At 72.5% G+C, this 14,888-nt stretch carries 15 protein-coding genes; 7 read left to right on the top strand and 8 right to left on the bottom strand.

Going from position 1 to position 14,888, the window contains the following annotated elements:
* Positions 1-28: 28 nt before the first annotated feature.
* Genes FHS39_RS15060 through pdhA form a run of 3 tightly spaced genes read right to left on the bottom strand, consistent with a single transcriptional unit; the run spans position 29 to position 3,626 of the window.
* Positions 29-1,381 carry a dihydrolipoamide acetyltransferase family protein gene (locus FHS39_RS15060; RefSeq protein WP_184349856.1) on the bottom strand — a complete coding sequence of 451 codons (1,353 nt, stop codon included), beginning with the start codon at positions 1,379-1,381 and terminating at the stop codon, positions 29-31.
* The gene (locus tag FHS39_RS15065; protein ID WP_184349857.1) at positions 1,381-2,460 is read right to left on the bottom strand and encodes an alpha-ketoacid dehydrogenase subunit beta; all 1,080 of its coding nucleotides are present in this window, start codon (positions 2,458-2,460) and stop codon (positions 1,381-1,383) included. Before FHS39_RS15065 ends, FHS39_RS15060 begins: the two co-directional genes overlap by 1 nt.
* Positions 2,457-3,626, bottom strand: a complete 1,170-nt coding sequence (gene pdhA / locus FHS39_RS15070; protein ID WP_184349858.1) for a pyruvate dehydrogenase (acetyl-transferring) E1 component subunit alpha — start codon at positions 3,624-3,626, stop codon at positions 2,457-2,459. Before pdhA ends, FHS39_RS15065 begins: the two co-directional genes overlap by 4 nt.
* 170 nt (positions 3,627-3,796) lie before the next feature.
* Here pdhA and FHS39_RS15075 point away from each other — a divergent pair, with 170 nt between their 5' ends.
* The gene (locus tag FHS39_RS15075; RefSeq protein ID WP_184349859.1) at positions 3,797-4,285 is read left to right on the top strand and encodes an Lrp/AsnC family transcriptional regulator; all 489 of its coding nucleotides are present in this window, start codon (positions 3,797-3,799) and stop codon (positions 4,283-4,285) included.
* 19 nt (positions 4,286-4,304) lie between these two features.
* On the opposite strand, the gene FHS39_RS15080 is transcribed toward FHS39_RS15075, so the two are convergent.
* Positions 4,305-4,898, bottom strand: a complete 594-nt coding sequence (locus tag FHS39_RS15080; RefSeq protein ID WP_184349860.1) for a TetR/AcrR family transcriptional regulator — start codon at positions 4,896-4,898, stop codon at positions 4,305-4,307.
* Positions 4,899-4,900: 2 nt separating this feature from the next.
* Positions 4,901-6,424, bottom strand: a complete 1,524-nt coding sequence (locus FHS39_RS15085) for a 3-hydroxyacyl-CoA dehydrogenase (protein WP_184349861.1) — start codon at positions 6,422-6,424, stop codon at positions 4,901-4,903.
* A gap of 239 nt (positions 6,425-6,663) precedes the next feature.
* Between FHS39_RS15085 and paaN the strand changes: the two genes are divergently transcribed.
* A complete protein-coding gene (gene paaN, locus FHS39_RS15090; RefSeq protein WP_184349862.1) occupies positions 6,664-8,367 on the top strand; it encodes a phenylacetic acid degradation protein PaaN in 1,704 nt (567 codons plus the stop codon).
* A gap of 6 nt (positions 8,368-8,373) precedes the next feature.
* Here paaN and FHS39_RS15095 read toward each other — a convergent pair whose 3' ends face one another.
* Genes FHS39_RS15095 through FHS39_RS15105 form a run of 3 tightly spaced genes read right to left on the bottom strand, consistent with a single transcriptional unit; the run spans position 8,374 to position 11,084 of the window.
* A complete protein-coding gene (locus tag FHS39_RS15095; RefSeq protein WP_184349863.1) occupies positions 8,374-9,144 on the bottom strand; it encodes a TrmH family RNA methyltransferase in 771 nt (256 codons plus the stop codon).
* 51 nt (positions 9,145-9,195) lie between these two features.
* Positions 9,196-10,413 (bottom strand): HTTM domain-containing protein, encoded by a 1,218-nt coding sequence (locus FHS39_RS15100; RefSeq protein WP_184349864.1) that lies wholly within the window; start codon positions 10,411-10,413, stop codon positions 9,196-9,198.
* Positions 10,410-11,084, bottom strand: a complete 675-nt coding sequence (locus FHS39_RS15105) for a DUF5819 family protein (RefSeq protein ID WP_184349865.1) — start codon at positions 11,082-11,084, stop codon at positions 10,410-10,412. Before FHS39_RS15105 ends, FHS39_RS15100 begins: the two co-directional genes overlap by 4 nt.
* Positions 11,085-11,328: 244 nt before the next feature.
* Here FHS39_RS15105 and paaA point away from each other — a divergent pair, with 244 nt between their 5' ends.
* From paaA to FHS39_RS15130, 5 genes are read left to right on the top strand one after another with little or no spacing between them, the layout of a single operon-like run.
* Complete coding sequence (gene paaA / locus FHS39_RS15110) at positions 11,329-12,279, top strand: 1,2-phenylacetyl-CoA epoxidase subunit PaaA (protein ID WP_184349866.1); 951 nt, start codon at positions 11,329-11,331, stop codon at positions 12,277-12,279.
* Positions 12,276-12,563 (top strand): 1,2-phenylacetyl-CoA epoxidase subunit PaaB, encoded by a 288-nt coding sequence (gene paaB / locus FHS39_RS15115; protein WP_184349867.1) that lies wholly within the window; start codon positions 12,276-12,278, stop codon positions 12,561-12,563. The genes paaA and paaB overlap by 4 nt, the downstream gene beginning before the upstream one ends.
* 11 nt (positions 12,564-12,574) lie before the next feature.
* Positions 12,575-13,276, top strand: a complete 702-nt coding sequence (gene paaC, locus FHS39_RS15120; RefSeq protein ID WP_184350206.1) for a 1,2-phenylacetyl-CoA epoxidase subunit PaaC — start codon at positions 12,575-12,577, stop codon at positions 13,274-13,276.
* Complete coding sequence (gene paaD, locus FHS39_RS15125) at positions 13,273-13,797, top strand: 1,2-phenylacetyl-CoA epoxidase subunit PaaD (RefSeq protein ID WP_484600448.1); 525 nt, start codon at positions 13,273-13,275, stop codon at positions 13,795-13,797. The genes paaC and paaD overlap by 4 nt, the downstream gene beginning before the upstream one ends.
* Positions 13,798-14,874 (top strand): 2Fe-2S iron-sulfur cluster-binding protein, encoded by a 1,077-nt coding sequence (locus FHS39_RS15130; protein WP_184349869.1) that lies wholly within the window; start codon positions 13,798-13,800, stop codon positions 14,872-14,874. It abuts the gene before it with no gap.
* Positions 14,875-14,888 lie beyond the last annotated feature (14 nt).

Raw genomic sequence — 14,888 nt, forward strand, 5'->3', positions numbered from 1 at the left:
CCGTCGAGTATGGCCAACGGTTTGCCGATCACAGCGTGCGCAGCAGCACCGCGGGCTCTTCGACGCAGTCGGCCACGTACCGCAGGAACCCTCCGGCCGTGCCTCCGTCGCACACCCGGTGGTCGAAGGTGAAGGACAGCTGCACCACCTGTCGCACGGCCAGCTCGCCCTGGTGCACCCAGGGCTTGGGGGCTATCCGGCCGACGCCGAGCATGGCCGCTTCGGGGTGGTTGAGGATCGGGGTGGAGCCGTCGACGCCGAACACCCCGTAGTTGTTGAGGGTGAAGGTGCCACCCGTGAGCTCGGCCGGGCTGAGCTTGCCCGCGCGCGCCGCGTCGGTGAGCCGTGCCATCTCCACGGAGAGCTCGACCGCATTGCGGGCGCCGGCGTCGCGCACGACGGGGACGACGAGCCCCCGGTCGGTCTGGGCGGCGAAGCCCAGGTGCACGTCGGGCAGCCGGACGATCTCCTGGGCTGCCATGTCCACCGTGGCGTTGAGCTCGGGGTATTTGGCGAGGGCCGCCGTGCAGATGCGCGCCAGCAGGGCCAGCAACGACACCTTGGCGCCGCCGGAGGCGTTCATGGCCTTGCGGGCCGCCATCAGCTCCGTGGCGTCCGCGTCCACCCAGCAGGTGGCGTCGGGGATCTCCCGGCGGCTGCGGCTCAGCTTCTCGGCGACGGCGCCGCGCACGCCGCGCAGCGGCACGCGCAGTCCGTCGGGCCGGCGGCGGCCGGCGTCGCGCCTGCCCGTGCGGGCCGGCTCGGTCCGCACGGCCGCGGGGCGGGCGGCCGGCTGTGCCTCCGGCGGCGTGGGGGCGGTGTGCGCCGCCTGTTCGACGTCGGCGCGGAGGATGAGCCCGTCGGGGCCGCTGCCGCGCAGCCGGCCGAGGTCCACGCCACGCTCGCGGGCAAGGCGGCGGACCAGCGGGGATATGACCGCGACGGCCGTGGCCGGCGCGCTCTCGGCGGCGGGCGGCGCGCTCTCGTGGGACGGCGGCCGCACCCTGCGGCGGCGCGCCGCGGGGGCCTGCGTGCCGTAGCCGACGAGCACATTGCCCGAACCCTCGTCCGCGGCGGTCGGCGCGGCTTCGCGGGGCGGGGGGTCGCCGGCCCCGGCGTCACCGGCGGGCGCGGCATCGCCGACGGCGACGGTCAGCAGAGGGGCGCCGACGGGCAGTTCGGTGCCCTCGTCGCCGAAGCGGGCGGTGACCACGCCCCCGTAGGGGCAGGGCACTTCCACCATCGCCTTCGCCGTCTCGACCTCGACCACCGGCTGGTCGACGGCGACCACATCGCCGACGTTCACCATCCAGCGGACGACCTGTGCCTCGGTGAGTCCCTCGCCCAGGTCCGGCAGCGTGAATTCGCGCACCACGGCCATCAGCGCGCACCACTCTCGTATGCGTCGGCGGTTTGGTGTGCGGCGGCTCCGGGCTCCGGTGAGGTCCACTGGGACTCCCACTGCAGCCGTGCCACCGCGTCCAGCACCCGGTCCACGCCGGGCAGATGGTGCTTCTCCAGCATCGGGGGCGGATACGGGATGTCGAATCCGGCAACCCGCAGCACCGGCGCCTCCAGATGGTGGAAGCAGCGCTCGCCGATCCGGGCGGCGATCTCGCCGCCGGGGCCGCCGAAGCCGGCCGACTCGTGCACGACCACGGCCCGGCCGGTGCGCCGCACGGAGGCGCACACCGTCTCCTCGTCGAAGGGCACCAGCGAGCGCAGGTCGACGACTTCGAGATCCCAGCCCTCGGCGACCGCCGCCTCGGCGGCCTCCATGCAGACCGGCAGCGACGGCCCGTAGGTGATCAGCGTCGCGGACGTGCCGGGCCGGCGGACGACGGCGCGGCCGATGCCCGGCACCGCGTCGGGCCGCTCGGGATCCCAGGGCGCCTTCGACCAGTACAGCCGCTTGGGCTCCAGGAAGATCACGGGGTCGTCGGAGGCGATCGCCGCGCGCAGCAGCCCGTAGGCGTCGGCGACGGTCGCGGGGGCGACGACGGTCAGGCCGGGGGTCGCCAGGTAGTAGGCCTCGGAGGAGTCGCTGTGGTGCTCGACGCCACCGATGCCGCCGCCGTAGGGCACCCGGACCGTCAGGGGCATCGGCATGGCGCCGCGGGTGCGGTTGCGCATCCGGGAGACGTGGCTGATGAGCTGCTCGAACGCCGGGTAGGCGAAGGCGTCGAACTGCATCTCGACCACGGGCCGCAGCCCGTACATGGCCATGCCGACGGCCGTGCCGAGGATGCCCGCCTCGGCCAGCGGGGTGTCCGTGCAGCGGTCTTCGCCGAACTCCTTGGACAGCCCGTCGGTGACCCGGAAGACACCGCCCAGGGTGCCGACGTCCTCGCCGAGGACGTGGACGGAAGGGTCATCGGCCATGGCGTCGCGCAGCGCCCGCCCGAGCGCCTGGGCCATGGTGGCGGGCTTGAGACCGGTGCCCGCGGCCGCGGTGGTCATCGCTGACGTCCTTCCTGGGGGCTGCCGTCGCGCTCGCCCGGGAGCTCCTGTGCGGCAGCCAGCTCAGCACGCAATTGTGCTGCCTGCTCGCGCAGTTGGGCAGTCTGCTCGGCGTAAACGTGTGTGAACAATTCCATCGGGTCGAGGACGGGGTCCTGGTTCATCCGCTCGCGCAGATCGGCGGCCATCCGCTCGGCGGCCTCCTGTGCGGCCTGTATGCCCTGCTCGTCCAGCAGCTTGCGGGCGGTCAGCTCGCGCTCGAGCAGGACGATCGGGTCGTGCGCGCGCCATGCCTCGACCTCGGCGTCGCTGCGGTAGCGGGTGGCGTCGTCGGCGTTGGTGTGGGCCTCGATGCGGTAGGTGACCGCTTCCACCAGCGTGGGGCCGCCGCCGGCCCGGGCCCGCCGCACGGCCTCGTCCAGTACTTGATGGACGGCTGCCGCGTCGTTGCCGTCGACCAGGCGGCCGGGCATGCCGTAGCCGACGGCCTTGTGGGCGAGGGAGGGCGCGGCGGTCTGCTTGGCCAGGGGCACGGAGATCGCGAAGCCGTTGTTCTGCACGAAGAAGACGACCGGGGCCCGCCAGACCGCCGCGAAGTTGAGCGCCTCGTGGAAGTCGCCCTCGCTGGTGCCGCCGTCGCCGACCAGGGCGAGCGCGACGACGTCGTCGCCCTTGAGCCGGGCGGCGTGCGCGAGGCCCACCGCGTGCGGCAGCTGGGTGGCCAGGGGCGTGCACAGGGGCGCGACGCGGTGCTCGTGCGGGTCGTAGCCGGTGTGCCAGTCGCCGCGCAGCAGCGTGAGGGCCTCGACGGGGTCCAGGCCGCGGGCGACGGCGGCGAGCGTGTCGCGGTAGCTGGGGAAGAGCCAGTCCCGCTCTTCCAGCACCAGCGCGGCGGCGACCTGGCAGGCCTCCTGGCCGGTGGAGGAGGGATAGACGGCCAGCCGGCCCTGCCGGGTGAGGGCCGTGGCCTGCGTGTTGTACCGACGGCCGCGGACCAGCTCGCCGTAGAGCCGCTTGAGGAGCTCGGGGTCCGAGGCGGCAGCCGCCTCGGTGCCCAGCACCCGGTACGGCTCCGCGTCGGGCAACAGCGGGGCGGGGTCGGTGCGGGGCTGCCAGGCCGGGGGCGGGATGTGCCGGTACGAGCCGGGCTGCTCCAGAACCGTCATGACGAGCACCTCCTCTTGGGACGAGCTTGACCGGAAAGCGTCCTGCGCTCTCCCTACCGATTGTTCGGTCGTCGGCACTTTTTGGCTACAGGCGGCCCAAGCCTGTGGACAAACGGTTCTCCACAACCTGAGATATGGACAGGACGTCCATGAAGGGGAGGCAGGGCGGTATGCCGGACGAACAGATGGCCACTTCGGGCGGCAGACCGCCCGCCCGGTCGCTCGACGACATCGACCGCTCGATCCTGCGCATGCTGCAGGCCGACGGCCGCGCCTCGATACGGTCCGTGGCCGAGCGCGTACACGTCTCGCGCGCCAACGCCTACGCGCGGATCAACCGGCTCATCGACGACGGCGTGATCCGCGGCTTCAGCGCCCGGATCGACCAGGAGCGCGCCGGGCACGGGGCGTCGGCCTACATCACGCTGAAGATCGTGCAGAACTCATGGCGCACGGTGCGGGAGAAGCTCCAGGAGCTGCCCGGGGCCGCCCACATCGCGCTGGTGAGCGGCGACTTCGACGTGCTGCTGCTCGTCCACACCCGGGACAACCGCGCGCTGCGGGAGCTGGTGCTCACCCGCATCCAGGCCATGGACGAGGTGCTCAGCACCCGCACGCTGCTGGTCTTCGAAGAGACGGACCTGGCCGAGGGCCACTAGCCGAGGGCGCCCGCCGGGGCTACCGGTACGTCCGCAGGCCCGCGAAGGCCGTGTGGACCACGGCGTCGGCCACCTCGTCGCTGGTGGCCGCACCGCTGCGCTCCGGCCGGTACCACTCCACCACGGAATTGATCATGCCGAAGAGCAGCCGGGTCGCCAGCCGTACGTCCACGTCCGCGCGGAGGTCGCCGTCGCTGGCGGCCTCCTTCAGCAGCCCGGCCACCTGGTGGTCGAACTCGCGCCGCCGCTCCATCGCCCAGCGCTCGGTGTCGGTGTTGCCCCGCACGCGCAGCAGGAGCGTCACATAGGGCAGCTCGGCGATCAGCACCTCCACGGTGCGCCGGGTGACGTACTCCAGCCGCTCCACGGCCCGGCCCTCGGTGGCACCGGGCTCGCGCAGCACCGCGAAGAGCTCGTCCAGCGCGCGGCTTATCGCCAGCCGCAGCAGCTCTTCCTTGCTCTTGACGTGGTGGTAGATGGAGGACTTGGAGATCCCGGCGGCCTTGGACAGATGCTCCATGGAGGTGCCGTCGTAGCCCCGCTCGTTGAACACCTTGACGGCGACCGCGAGCAGCGATTCGGGCGTGTAGGTGTCGCGCTTGGCCATGGTCATGATTACAGCAGGCTCTCTTCGACGGCCGCACGGCGGCGGAGTGGCTGGCAGGCGCCGTAACGGCCGCCCGGGTACTCGTGATCAAGGTTCTGCAGGACCAGGCGCACCCAGTCGTAGCTGACCGCGGCGGCCCACTGGAGCGGCCCTTCGGGATAGTTCACGCCGAGCCGCATGGCCGTGTCGATGTCCTCGCGGCTCGCGACGCCCCGTCCGGCGGCGTCCTCGGCGAGGTCGGCGAGCATCGCGACCGTCCGGGCGACGATCATGCCGGGGACGTCGCTGATGACGCTGACCTTCTTGCCGAGCGCCTGGAACAGACCGATCGCGGCCTGCAGGTCCTCCTCGGGCACGGTCTCGCCCGGGGCGAGGGCGATCCGGGTGCAGGTGCGGTAGTCCAGCGCCAGGTCGAAGCTGATGCGCGGGCCCAGATAGGCCGTGTTGGTGGCGCCCGAACCGTCGGTGAGGGCCAGCTGGGTGCCACCGGGCAGCGAGATGAACCCGTCGGAGCGGGCGGGCTCACGGTCGCGGACGACCTCGATGCCCGCCTCCTCGATCATCTCGCGCAGCACCGAGGCGTTGGCGGGCAGCCTGGCGTGCCAGCCGACCCTGCCGGGCGCCCGGCAGGGCCCGGCCGTGTGCGGCTCGGGCCGTGCGGCGTCCGTCCCGTGGCCGAACCACCCGCGGCCGGTCTTGCGGCCCAGCAGCCCGGCCTCCACGAGCCGCCGCTGTGCGAGCGAGGGCGTGAACTTCGGGTCGTGGAAGAAGGCCTCGTAGACCGACCGGGTGACGGCCTCGTTCACGTCCTGGCCGATGAGGTCGGTGAGCTCGAAGGGGCCCATGGCGAAGCCGCCGCTCTCGCGCAGCACGGCGTCGACCGTCGCCGGATCCGCGGCCTGCTCCTCGTACACGCGCAGGGCCTCGGCGTAGAAGGGCCGGGCGATCCGGTTGACGATGAAGCCCGGGGTGTCGGCGCAGGTCACGGGCGTCTTGCCCCAGGCGGCCACGGTCGCCCGGGCCAGCTCGGCGGCGGCCGGGGCGGTGGCGTGGCCGCGGACCACCTCGACCAGCGGCAGCACCGGCGCCGGGTTGAAGAAGTGCAGGCCGACCAGGCGGCCGGGCACACGCAGCCCGCCCGCCACGGCGGTCACCGACAGCGAGGAGGTGTTGGTGGCGAGCAGGCAGTCGTCGGACACGGCCGATTCGAGCTCGGCGAACAGCTTCTGTTTGACGGGGAGTTGTTCGAGAATCGCCTCGATGACGAGCGCGGAGTCGGCGAGTTCGGTCAGCTGGGCGGCTGGGCGCAGGCGGGCGAGGGCCGCGTCCCGCGCGGCGGCGTCGAGCCTGCCCTTCTCCACGAGCCGGCCCAGGCGTGCGGCGATCGAGCGCACCGCCTCGTCGGCCCGGCCGGGTGCGGCGTCGTACAGCCGCACGAGATGCCCCGCGACCAGAGCGACCTGGGCGATCCCCTGGCCCATGGTGCCGGTGCCGACGACGGAAACGGTGCGGCCCGGGTCGATTGCGGTCATGTCGGTGATCCTCCCCGATTGGTTGTCCACAGGTTCGCCGGGCCCCCTTGTCCCGACCGATCGTTCGGTTACTGTATCCATCGGGGGTGTTCCCGGCCCCCCGAACGCTGTCGCGCGATCCCACTCGTGCGATCTGTGTCCTAGTCGCACCGCTTAGCCGCACTGCTCACAGCCACACTGCTCAGCCACTCTGCTTCACCGCACTGTCAGAGCACCGCTCGACGAGGAGTTGGTCAGACGTGACCGCCGGACTCACCACAGCCCAGTTGACCGAGAAGCACCGCGCCGTTCTCGACCAGGCCCTGGACGCGATCCGCTCGCGCGCCTACTGGTCCCCGCATCCCGAGCACCCCAAGGCCTACGGGGCGGACGGGGTGCCCGACAGCCTGGACGCAGCCCAAGGGCAGGCCGCCTTCGAGGCGCTGCGCGGCAAGCGCTTCGAGCTGGACCAGCCGGGCACGGACGGCTGGTCGGGCTCCGAGGTCTCGCCGTACGGCCCCGAGCTGGGCATCGAGTATCCGCACGCGGACCTCGGCATCCTGCTGCCCGCGATGCGCGCGGCCATGCCCGCGTGGCGCGAGGCCGGGCCCGAGGCGCGGGCCGCGGTCTGCATCGAGATCCTGTCCCGGATCAACGCCCGTACGCACGAGTTCGCGCACGCCGTGATGCACACCAGCGGCCAGGCGTTCATGATGGCGTTCCAGGCGGGCGGCCCGCACGCCCAGGACCGCGGGCTGGAGGCCGTCGCCTACGCCCTGCGGGCGCAGACGGGCGAGGCCCCGGCGTCGGCGGAGTGGGTCAAGCCGCAGGGCAAGCGCGAGCCGTTGAAGCTGGACAAGCAGTTCACCTCCGTGCCGCGCGGCATCTCGCTGCTCATCGGCTGCAACACCTTCCCCACCTGGAACGGCTACCCGGGCCTGTTCGCCTCCCTGGCCACGGGCAACGCCGTCCTGGTCAAGCCGCACCCGCGGGCGGTGCTGCCGCTGGCGCTGACGGTGCAGGTCGCGCGCGAGGTGCTGGGCGAGGCCGGGTTCTCCCCCGACCTGGTGGCGCTGGCCGCCGAGCGGGACGGCGAGGGCATCGCCAAGACCCTGGCCGTGCGCCCGGAGATCCGCATCATCGACTACACGGGCTCCAGCGCCTTCGGCGACTGGCTGGAGGCCAACGCCCGCCAGGCGCAGGTCTACACGGAGAAGGCCGGGGTCAACACGGTCGTCGTCGACTCGACGGGCGACTACAAGGGGATGCTCTCCAACCTCGCCTTCTCCCTGTCGCTCTACAGCGGCCAGATGTGCACCACCCCGCAGAACCTCCTCATCCCGCGCGACGGCATCGCCACCGACGCCGGCCACAAGTCGTACGACGAGGTGGTGTCGGACGTGGCGGCGGCGGTCGAGGGCCTGCTGGGCGATGACGCGCGGGCCAACGCCCTGCTGGGCGCCATCGTCAACGACCAGGTCAAGGAGCGCATCGACGCCGCCGCGCAGCTCGGCGAAGTGGCCCTGGCCTCGCGCACGGTGGCCAACCCCGACTTCCCCGGCGCCACCGTGCGCACGCCCGTCATCGTCAAGCTGGACGGCGCCAAGCCGGACACCGAAGCGGCCTATCTGTCCGAGTGCTTCGGCCCGGTCTCGTTCGCGGTGGCCGTCGATTCGGCCGCGGACGCCGTGGAGCTGCTGCGGCGCACGGTCCGCGAGAAGGGCGCGATGACGGTCGGCGCGTACACCACCTCGGCGGAGGTCGAGCGGCTGGTCGAAGAGGCGTGTCTGGAGGAGTGCGCCCAGCTCTCGCTCAACCTCACGGGCGGGGTGTATGTGAACCAGACGGCCGCCTTCTCCGACTTCCACGGCTCCGGCGGCAACCCCGCGGCCAATGCGGTGCTGTGCGACACCGCCTTCGTGGCGGGCCGGTTCCACACGGTGGAGGTGCGCCGCCAGGCCTGAGCCCGGTCAGCGGCCGGGAGCCTCGCCCGCCCAGTGGAAGAGCGCCATGGCGACGCTGGTGGCGAGGTTGTAGCTGGACACCTGGGGGCGCATGGGCAGGGCGACCAGCCGGGTCGCCCTGGACCGCAGCTCGGGCGAGATGCCGTGGCGTTCGGAGCCGAAGGCGATCAGCGCGTCGTCGGGGACGGACACCGAGCGGATGTCGTCGCCCTCGGGGTCCAGCACGTACAGCGGCCCGGGCGGCAGCTCCTCCAGGGGCAGCCGCTCGACGGCCGTGGCGTAGTGCAGGCCCGCGCCGGAGCGCACGGCGTTCGGGTGCCAGGGGTCGAGGTCGCCGGTGGTGACCACGCCCGTGACGCCGAAGCCGGCGGCCAGGCGCACCACGGCGCCGACGTTGCCCAGGTTGCGGGGGTTGTCCAGGACGACGACGGGAGACTTCCTGGGCGCGCGGGAGAGGGCGTCGAGGTTGGCCCGGCGCTCGGGCCGGGCGGCCAGGGCGGCCACACCGGTGGCGTGCACCCGGGGCACCAGCTCGCGCAGGGTCTGCGCGGGCACCTCCACCAGGAGGCCGTCGAGCACGCCCGTCAGGTCGTCGGCGAGTTCGGCGGCCAGGGCGAGGGCGGCCGCTTTGTCGCTGGTGACGGCCAGGTGCACCCGGGCCCCGAAGCGCAGGGCGTGCTTGAGCGCGTGGAATCCGTCGAGCAGCACGGCGCCCGGGAGGTCTTGCCCCCACTGCCCCACGACGCTCTCGGCCCGGTCCTGCGCATTGGCTTCCATGGCCTCAGCCTACGGGCCCGGACCAGGGCAAACGTCCGGTCCGGGCTCCGGTCAGCCGACCAGGGTGCGGGTGGCCGGCTCCGTCTCGCCCCCGGCGGGGAGCGGGCCCGTACGCCGGGGAAACAGGCTCCCGCGGGCCCGGCCGGCGGCGGTGCCCAGGCGGATCAGGAAGGGCGTCGGCAGGAAGACCGCGTCGGCCACGATCATCGCGAGGGAGAAGAAGGGCAGGCCGAGCGTGACGGCGATCCCCAGGTGCTCGGCCATCATCAGCGCCAGCAGGACGTTCTTCACCTTCCGGTTGAGCAGTGTGAAGGGGAAGGCGACCTGCACGGCCACCGTGCCGTAGCTGAGCAGGAGGACGATCGTCCCGCCGGCGGCCAGGGCGTGCGAGAGCGAGGGCCAGGGCGCGAAGTAGTCGATGTGCATCGGGTAGTACAGCGCGGTGCCGTCCTGCCAGCGCGATCCCTGGATCTTGTACCAGCCGGCCGTCGCGTAGATCAGGCAGACCTCCGCCATGATGACCAACAGGGCCGCATTGTGGGCGAGGTGGGCCAGCGTGTCCAGCACGGTCCGCGGCTCCCCCGGGGCGTACCGCTCCACGACCCACCACACGCCGTGGACGAGCCACAGGCCCCACAGGGCCGTCGCCCAGCCGAGGCCGGGCAGGGGGCCGTCGGCCGTCCAGGACAGGCCGGGGTGGGCGAACACCTGGGCGGCGATCAGGGCGAGGCCGCAGACGGTCCACAGCACGATGCCGGTCAGGTCCGTGCCGTCGGCCGCGCCGCCGGGCCGGGGATGGCGGCGGGCGGCGCGCCGGGCGTCGAGGGACCAGACCCGTCCGCAGCGGGTGAAGACGGTGTAGAGGGCCATCAGGTGGATGACGTTGTCGCCGCCGTCGCCGATGAAGATGCTGCGGTTCTGCAGCGACAGCACCCCGAGCATGGAGATCACGGACATCGTCCGGGTGCGCCAGCCGAGCATCAGCAGGGCGGCGGAGACGACGGCCAGGGCGTAGACGGTCTCGAACCAGGCGGTGCCATCGGACCACATCAGCGCCGTGAAGGCGTGGTTGTCCGAGGTCAGTTGCCTGGCGAGGCCCCAGCTCCAGGGGGAGTCAGGCCCGTAGAGCTCCCGGCGGTTGGGCCACTCGCGCAGCAGGAAGCACAGCCAGGTGAAGGAGAGGCCGATCCGGATGACGGCCGTCTGGTACGCGCCGAGGGAGGAGGTGCTGACGCGGGCGAAGCCGCGGGCGAGGGAGGTGGTGCTCATCGGTTATTCGCCTCCGGGAGGTCGGCGCCGGTGACCGTCCACCAGCCGAGCAGGCGGTAGCCGGGCTTGGTGTCCACCTTCTCGTCGCTCCACGGCGGCGGGGCGATGAGCGTGGTCACCGATCGCACCTGGACGCGCAGGAGCGGCTGCCCGTCGTGGGCGGCGACGAGCCGGGCGGCGACGATGCGGCGGACGTACTGCTCGGAGAGGTTTCCGCGCAGGCCGATGGGGTGTTCCGCGGTGTCGTGGGTGCTCGTGTAGAAGTCCCAGGCGCGCCGCAGTTCGTTCTGCCGGGTGTGGCTGGGGAGGGGGTTGTGGCGGATGGCGGCGCCGTCCTGGGCGGACAGGTCGGTCCACGGGGTCGTCGTGGTCCGGCCGTCGGGGCCGCGCAGTTCGGCGCGGGCCTGCACGGCGACGTTCTGCTGCAGCGGGTTGGGCGCGAAGAACTTCCAGTTCTGTTCGAACTCCGGGTAGACGTAGCCGTCCACGGCGGCCGCGTGCTGCTTGCTGATGGTGTTCGTCGGCGCCACGTGCAGGAACATCATCACCAGGTGTACGGCGGTGGCGAAGGCCACCACGGTCGCGCCGACGGCTATCGCCAGACGCGCGGGGAAGGACAGCTCGGCCGCGGCGCGCTCCCCGGTCCGATCGTGCCCGTCATCCGTCTCCATGTCCCGCCCCGATTCCGCTTACCGCTGCTGTGCCGTGCACACCGCGCGTCGGCGTGCAGACGAACGGTACCGATGCCACCCCACCAGGCCCAGCGCCCACGGGTTATCCACAGGGTTGACACGCCACGGGGCTCGGCCCACCATTGAACCGAACGATCGGTCGGTCGGGTGGCGCTGGTATGCCGGGTCCCCGGCGGACGCCGCACGCGGATGACACCGTTATCGGGAGCGAGGGGGCACGGTCATGACGACGACGGCGCCGGAGGCAGCAGCGCTCGAGGCGGTGTTCGACGCCGCTGTGGCCGCGGACGAGCGCATCGAGCCACGCGACTGGATGCCCGACGACTACCGGGCCACGCTGGTCCGGCAGATCGCCCAGCACGCCCACTCCGAGATCATCGGCATGCAGCCCGAGGCCAACTGGATCACCCGGGCGCCCTCGCTGCGCCGCAAGGCCATCCTGATGGCCAAGGTGCAGGACGAGGCGGGCCATGGCCTGTATCTCTACAGCGCCGCCGAAACCCTGGGCATCGGCCGCGAGGAGCTCCTGGACAAGCTGCACGCGGGCCGTCAGCGCTACTCGTCCATCTTCAACTACCCCACGCTGACCTGGGCTGACGTCGGCGCCATCGGCTGGCTGGTGGACGGCGCCGCCATCACCAACCAGGTGCCGCTCTGCCGCTGCTCCTACGGCCCCTACGCCCGTGCCATGGTGCGCATCTGCAAGGAGGAGTCCTTCCACCAGCGCCAGGGGTACGAGCTGCTGCTGGCCCTCAGCCGCGGCACCGAAGCCCAGCACGCCATGGCCCAGGACGCGGTGAACCGCTGGTGGTGGCCGTCCCTGATGATGTTCGGCCCGCCCGACGACGAATCGGCGCACTCCGCCCAGTCCATGGCCTGGAAGATCAAGCGCCATTCCAACGACGAGCTGCGCCAGCGCTTCGTGGACATCTGCGTCCCCCAGGCCGAGTCCCTCGGCCTCACCCTGCCCGACCCGGACCTGGTGTGGAACGAGTCGCGCGGCCACCACGACTTCGGCGCCATCGACTGGGCCGAGTTCCACGAAGTCCTCCGGGGCAACGGCCCCTGCAACGACCAGCGGATCAACCAGCGCCGCCGGGCCCATGAAGAGGGCGCCTGGGTGCGCGAGGCGGCCGCCGCGTACGCGGCCAAGCACGGGGAGGAAAGGGCATGACCGGCACCGACTGGCCTCTGTGGGAGGTCTTCGTGCGCAGCAGGCGCGGGCTCTCGCACACCCACGCGGGCAGCCTCCACGCACCCGATGCGGAGATGGCCCTGCGCAATGCCCGCGACCTCTACACCCGGCGTTCCGAGGGCGTTTCGATCTGGGTGGTGCCCTCAGCCGAGATCACCGCCTCCTCGCCGGACGAGAAGGACCCCTTCTTCGAGCCCGCGGCCGACAAGCCCTACCGCCATCCCACCTTCTACGACATCCCGGAGGGGGTGCGGCACCTGTGACCGCAGTGCCTGTGCAGGCCGCGCTGGCCCTCGGGGACGACGCCTTGGTGCTCTCCCACCGGCTGGGGGAGTGGGCCGGGCACGCTCCCGCGCTGGAGGAGGACGTGGCCCTGGCCAACATCGCCCTGGACCTGCTCGGCCAGGCCCGCGCCCTGCTCTCCCTCGCCGGCGACGAGGACGAGCTCGCCTACCTCCGCGAGGAGCGCGCCTTCCGCAACGCCCAGCTCGTCGAGCAGCCCAACGGCGACTTCGCCCACACCATCGCCCGCCAGCTGTACTTCTCGGCCTACCAGGAGCTGCTCTACGGCCAGTTGTCCGCGGCGGACGGCCCCTTCGCCCCGCTGGCCGCCAAAGCCGTCAAGGAAGTCGCCTACCACCGCGACCACGCCGAGCACTGGATGCTGCGGCTCGGCGACGGCACGCCCGAGAGCCACGAGCGGATGCAGCGCGCCCTGACCGCGCTGTGGCGGTACACGGGCGAGCTGTTCGAGCCGGTCGAAGGGGTGGGCGTCGACTGGGACGTCCTGCGCGAGCACTGGCTGAAGACGGTGACGGATGTCGTCGACCGCGCCACGCTGACGCTGCCCACCGGGCCGCAGACCGGGGCGTGGGCGGCGGGCGCCGGGCGCCAGGGCATCCACACCGAGCCGTTCGGGCGGATGCTCGCGGAAATGCAGCATCTGCACCGCAGCCACCCGGGGGCGTCATGGTGAGCGCACCCACCCCCCTGGAAGCGGAGCTGCGCGCGCTGGCCGGCGCGGTCCCCGACCCGGAGCTGCCCGTCCTCAGCCTGGCCGAGCTCGGCGTGCTGCGCGCCCTGCACGTCACGGGCCCCGGCCGGGTGGAGGTGGAGCTGACCCCCACGTACACCGGCTGCCCGGCGATAGAGGCGATGTCCGCGGACATCGAGCGGGTGCTCCGCGAGCAGGGGCAGGCGGAGGTGACCGTCCGGACGGTACTCTCCCCTGCCTGGTCGACCGACGACATCACCGCCGAAGGGCGGCGCAAGCTGGCGGAGTTCGGCATAGCCCCGCCCCGCACCCGCCCCGCGGGCCCGGTGCCGGTCGGGCTGGGCCCCACCCGGCACGCCCCCGCACCGGCGCAGGAGATCCGCTGCCCGCACTGCGGGTCCGCCGACACCACTCTGCTCAGCCGCTTCTCCTCCACCGCCTGCAAGGCCCTGCGCCGCTGTGAGGCCTGTCGCGAACCGTTCGACCACTTCAAGGAGTTGTAGATGGCAGCGGCCCGCCATGGCGCCTTCCACCCGCTGCGGGTGGAAGCCGTCGAACCGCTCACCGACGACTCGGTCGCCGTCACCCTCGCCGTGCCCCCCGGGCTGCGGGCGGACTTCCACCACGCGCCCGGCCAGCACCTGGCGCTGCGGCGGATCGTGGAGGACACCGAGATACGCCGCACGTACTCCATCTGCGGGCAGGCGCCCGGCCCCGACGGGCCGAGGACGCTGCGGGTGGCGGTGCGCCTGGTGGACGGCGGCGTGTTCTCGACCTACGCGCTCAAGGAGCTGACGGCCGGGGACACCGTCGAGGTGATGCCACCTGCGGGCCGGTTCGTGCTGGAGCCGCGCGCGGGCCGCTTCGCGGCGATCGTCGGCGGAAGCGGCATCACACCCGTCCTGTCCATCGTCTCGACGCTGCTGGCCCGCGAGCCGTCGGCCACGTTCTGCCTGATACGCAGCGACCGGACCACGGCGTCGACGATGTTCCTCGACGAGGTCGCCGACCTCAAGGACCGCTACCCCGACCGCTTCCAGCTCGTGCAGACCCTCTCCCGGGAGGAGCAGCAGGCAGGCCCCGCCTCCGGGCGGCTGGACGAGAAGCGGCTGGTCAAGCTGCTGCCCGCGCTGCTCCCGGTGGAGGCGGTCGACGGCTGGTTCCTGTGCGGCCCCTACGGCCTGGTGCAGGGCGCCGAGCGGGCGCTGCGCACCCTGGGCGTGGCCAGGGACCGCGTCCACCAGGAGGTCTTCCACGTCGAGGAGACACCGGCCGGCACCCGGGCGCCCGCCGGTGCCCCCGAGCACAGCACGGTGACGGCGAAGCTGGACGGCCGCAGCGGCAGCTGGCCGGTGCGGGACGGCGAGTCGCTGCTGGAGACGGTCCTGCGCAACCGGTCCGACGCGCCCTACGCCTGCAAGGGCGGGGTGTGCGGCACATGCAGGGCGTTCCTGGTACGGGGCGAGGTGCGGATGGACCGCAATTTCGCTCTGGAACAGGAGGAGTTGGACGCCGGGTATGTACTGGCCTGCCAGTCGCACCCGGCCACCGAGCAGGTGGAGCTGGACTTCGACCGCTGATCGGGGGGATGGGG

The sequence above is a fragment of the Streptomyces olivoverticillatus genome, from assembly GCF_014203555.1.
GTDB lineage: Bacteria > Actinomycetota > Actinomycetes > Streptomycetales > Streptomycetaceae > Streptomyces > Streptomyces olivoverticillatus.

Excerpts from the sequence above, each read along its gene's own strand:
- FHS39_RS15075 (WP_184349859.1), top strand. The coding sequence starts at position 3,797 with ATGCCGGACGAACAGATGGCCACTTCGGGCGGCAGACCGCCCGCCCGG.
- paaB (WP_184349867.1), top strand. The coding sequence starts at position 12,276 with ATGACCGGCACCGACTGGCCTCTGTGGGAGGTCTTCGTGCGCAGCAGG.
- FHS39_RS15100 (WP_184349864.1), bottom strand. The coding sequence starts at position 10,413 with ATGAGCACCACCTCCCTCGCCCGCGGCTTCGCCCGCGTCAGCACCTCC.
- FHS39_RS15105 (WP_184349865.1), bottom strand. The coding sequence starts at position 11,084 with ATGGAGACGGATGACGGGCACGATCGGACCGGGGAGCGCGCCGCGGCC.
- FHS39_RS15130 (WP_184349869.1), top strand. The coding sequence starts at position 13,798 with ATGGCAGCGGCCCGCCATGGCGCCTTCCACCCGCTGCGGGTGGAAGCC.
- FHS39_RS15095 (WP_184349863.1), bottom strand. The coding sequence starts at position 9,144 with ATGGAAGCCAATGCGCAGGACCGGGCCGAGAGCGTCGTGGGGCAGTGG.
- FHS39_RS15080 (WP_184349860.1), bottom strand. The coding sequence starts at position 4,898 with ATGACCATGGCCAAGCGCGACACCTACACGCCCGAATCGCTGCTCGCG.
- pdhA (WP_184349858.1), bottom strand. The coding sequence starts at position 3,626 with ATGACGGTTCTGGAGCAGCCCGGCTCGTACCGGCACATCCCGCCCCCG.
- FHS39_RS15085 (WP_184349861.1), bottom strand. The coding sequence starts at position 6,424 with ATGACCGCAATCGACCCGGGCCGCACCGTTTCCGTCGTCGGCACCGGC.
- paaA (WP_184349866.1), top strand. The coding sequence starts at position 11,329 with ATGACGACGACGGCGCCGGAGGCAGCAGCGCTCGAGGCGGTGTTCGAC.
- FHS39_RS15065 (WP_184349857.1), bottom strand. The coding sequence starts at position 2,460 with ATGACCACCGCGGCCGCGGGCACCGGTCTCAAGCCCGCCACCATGGCC.
- FHS39_RS15060 (WP_184349856.1), bottom strand. The coding sequence starts at position 1,381 with ATGGCCGTGGTGCGCGAATTCACGCTGCCGGACCTGGGCGAGGGACTC.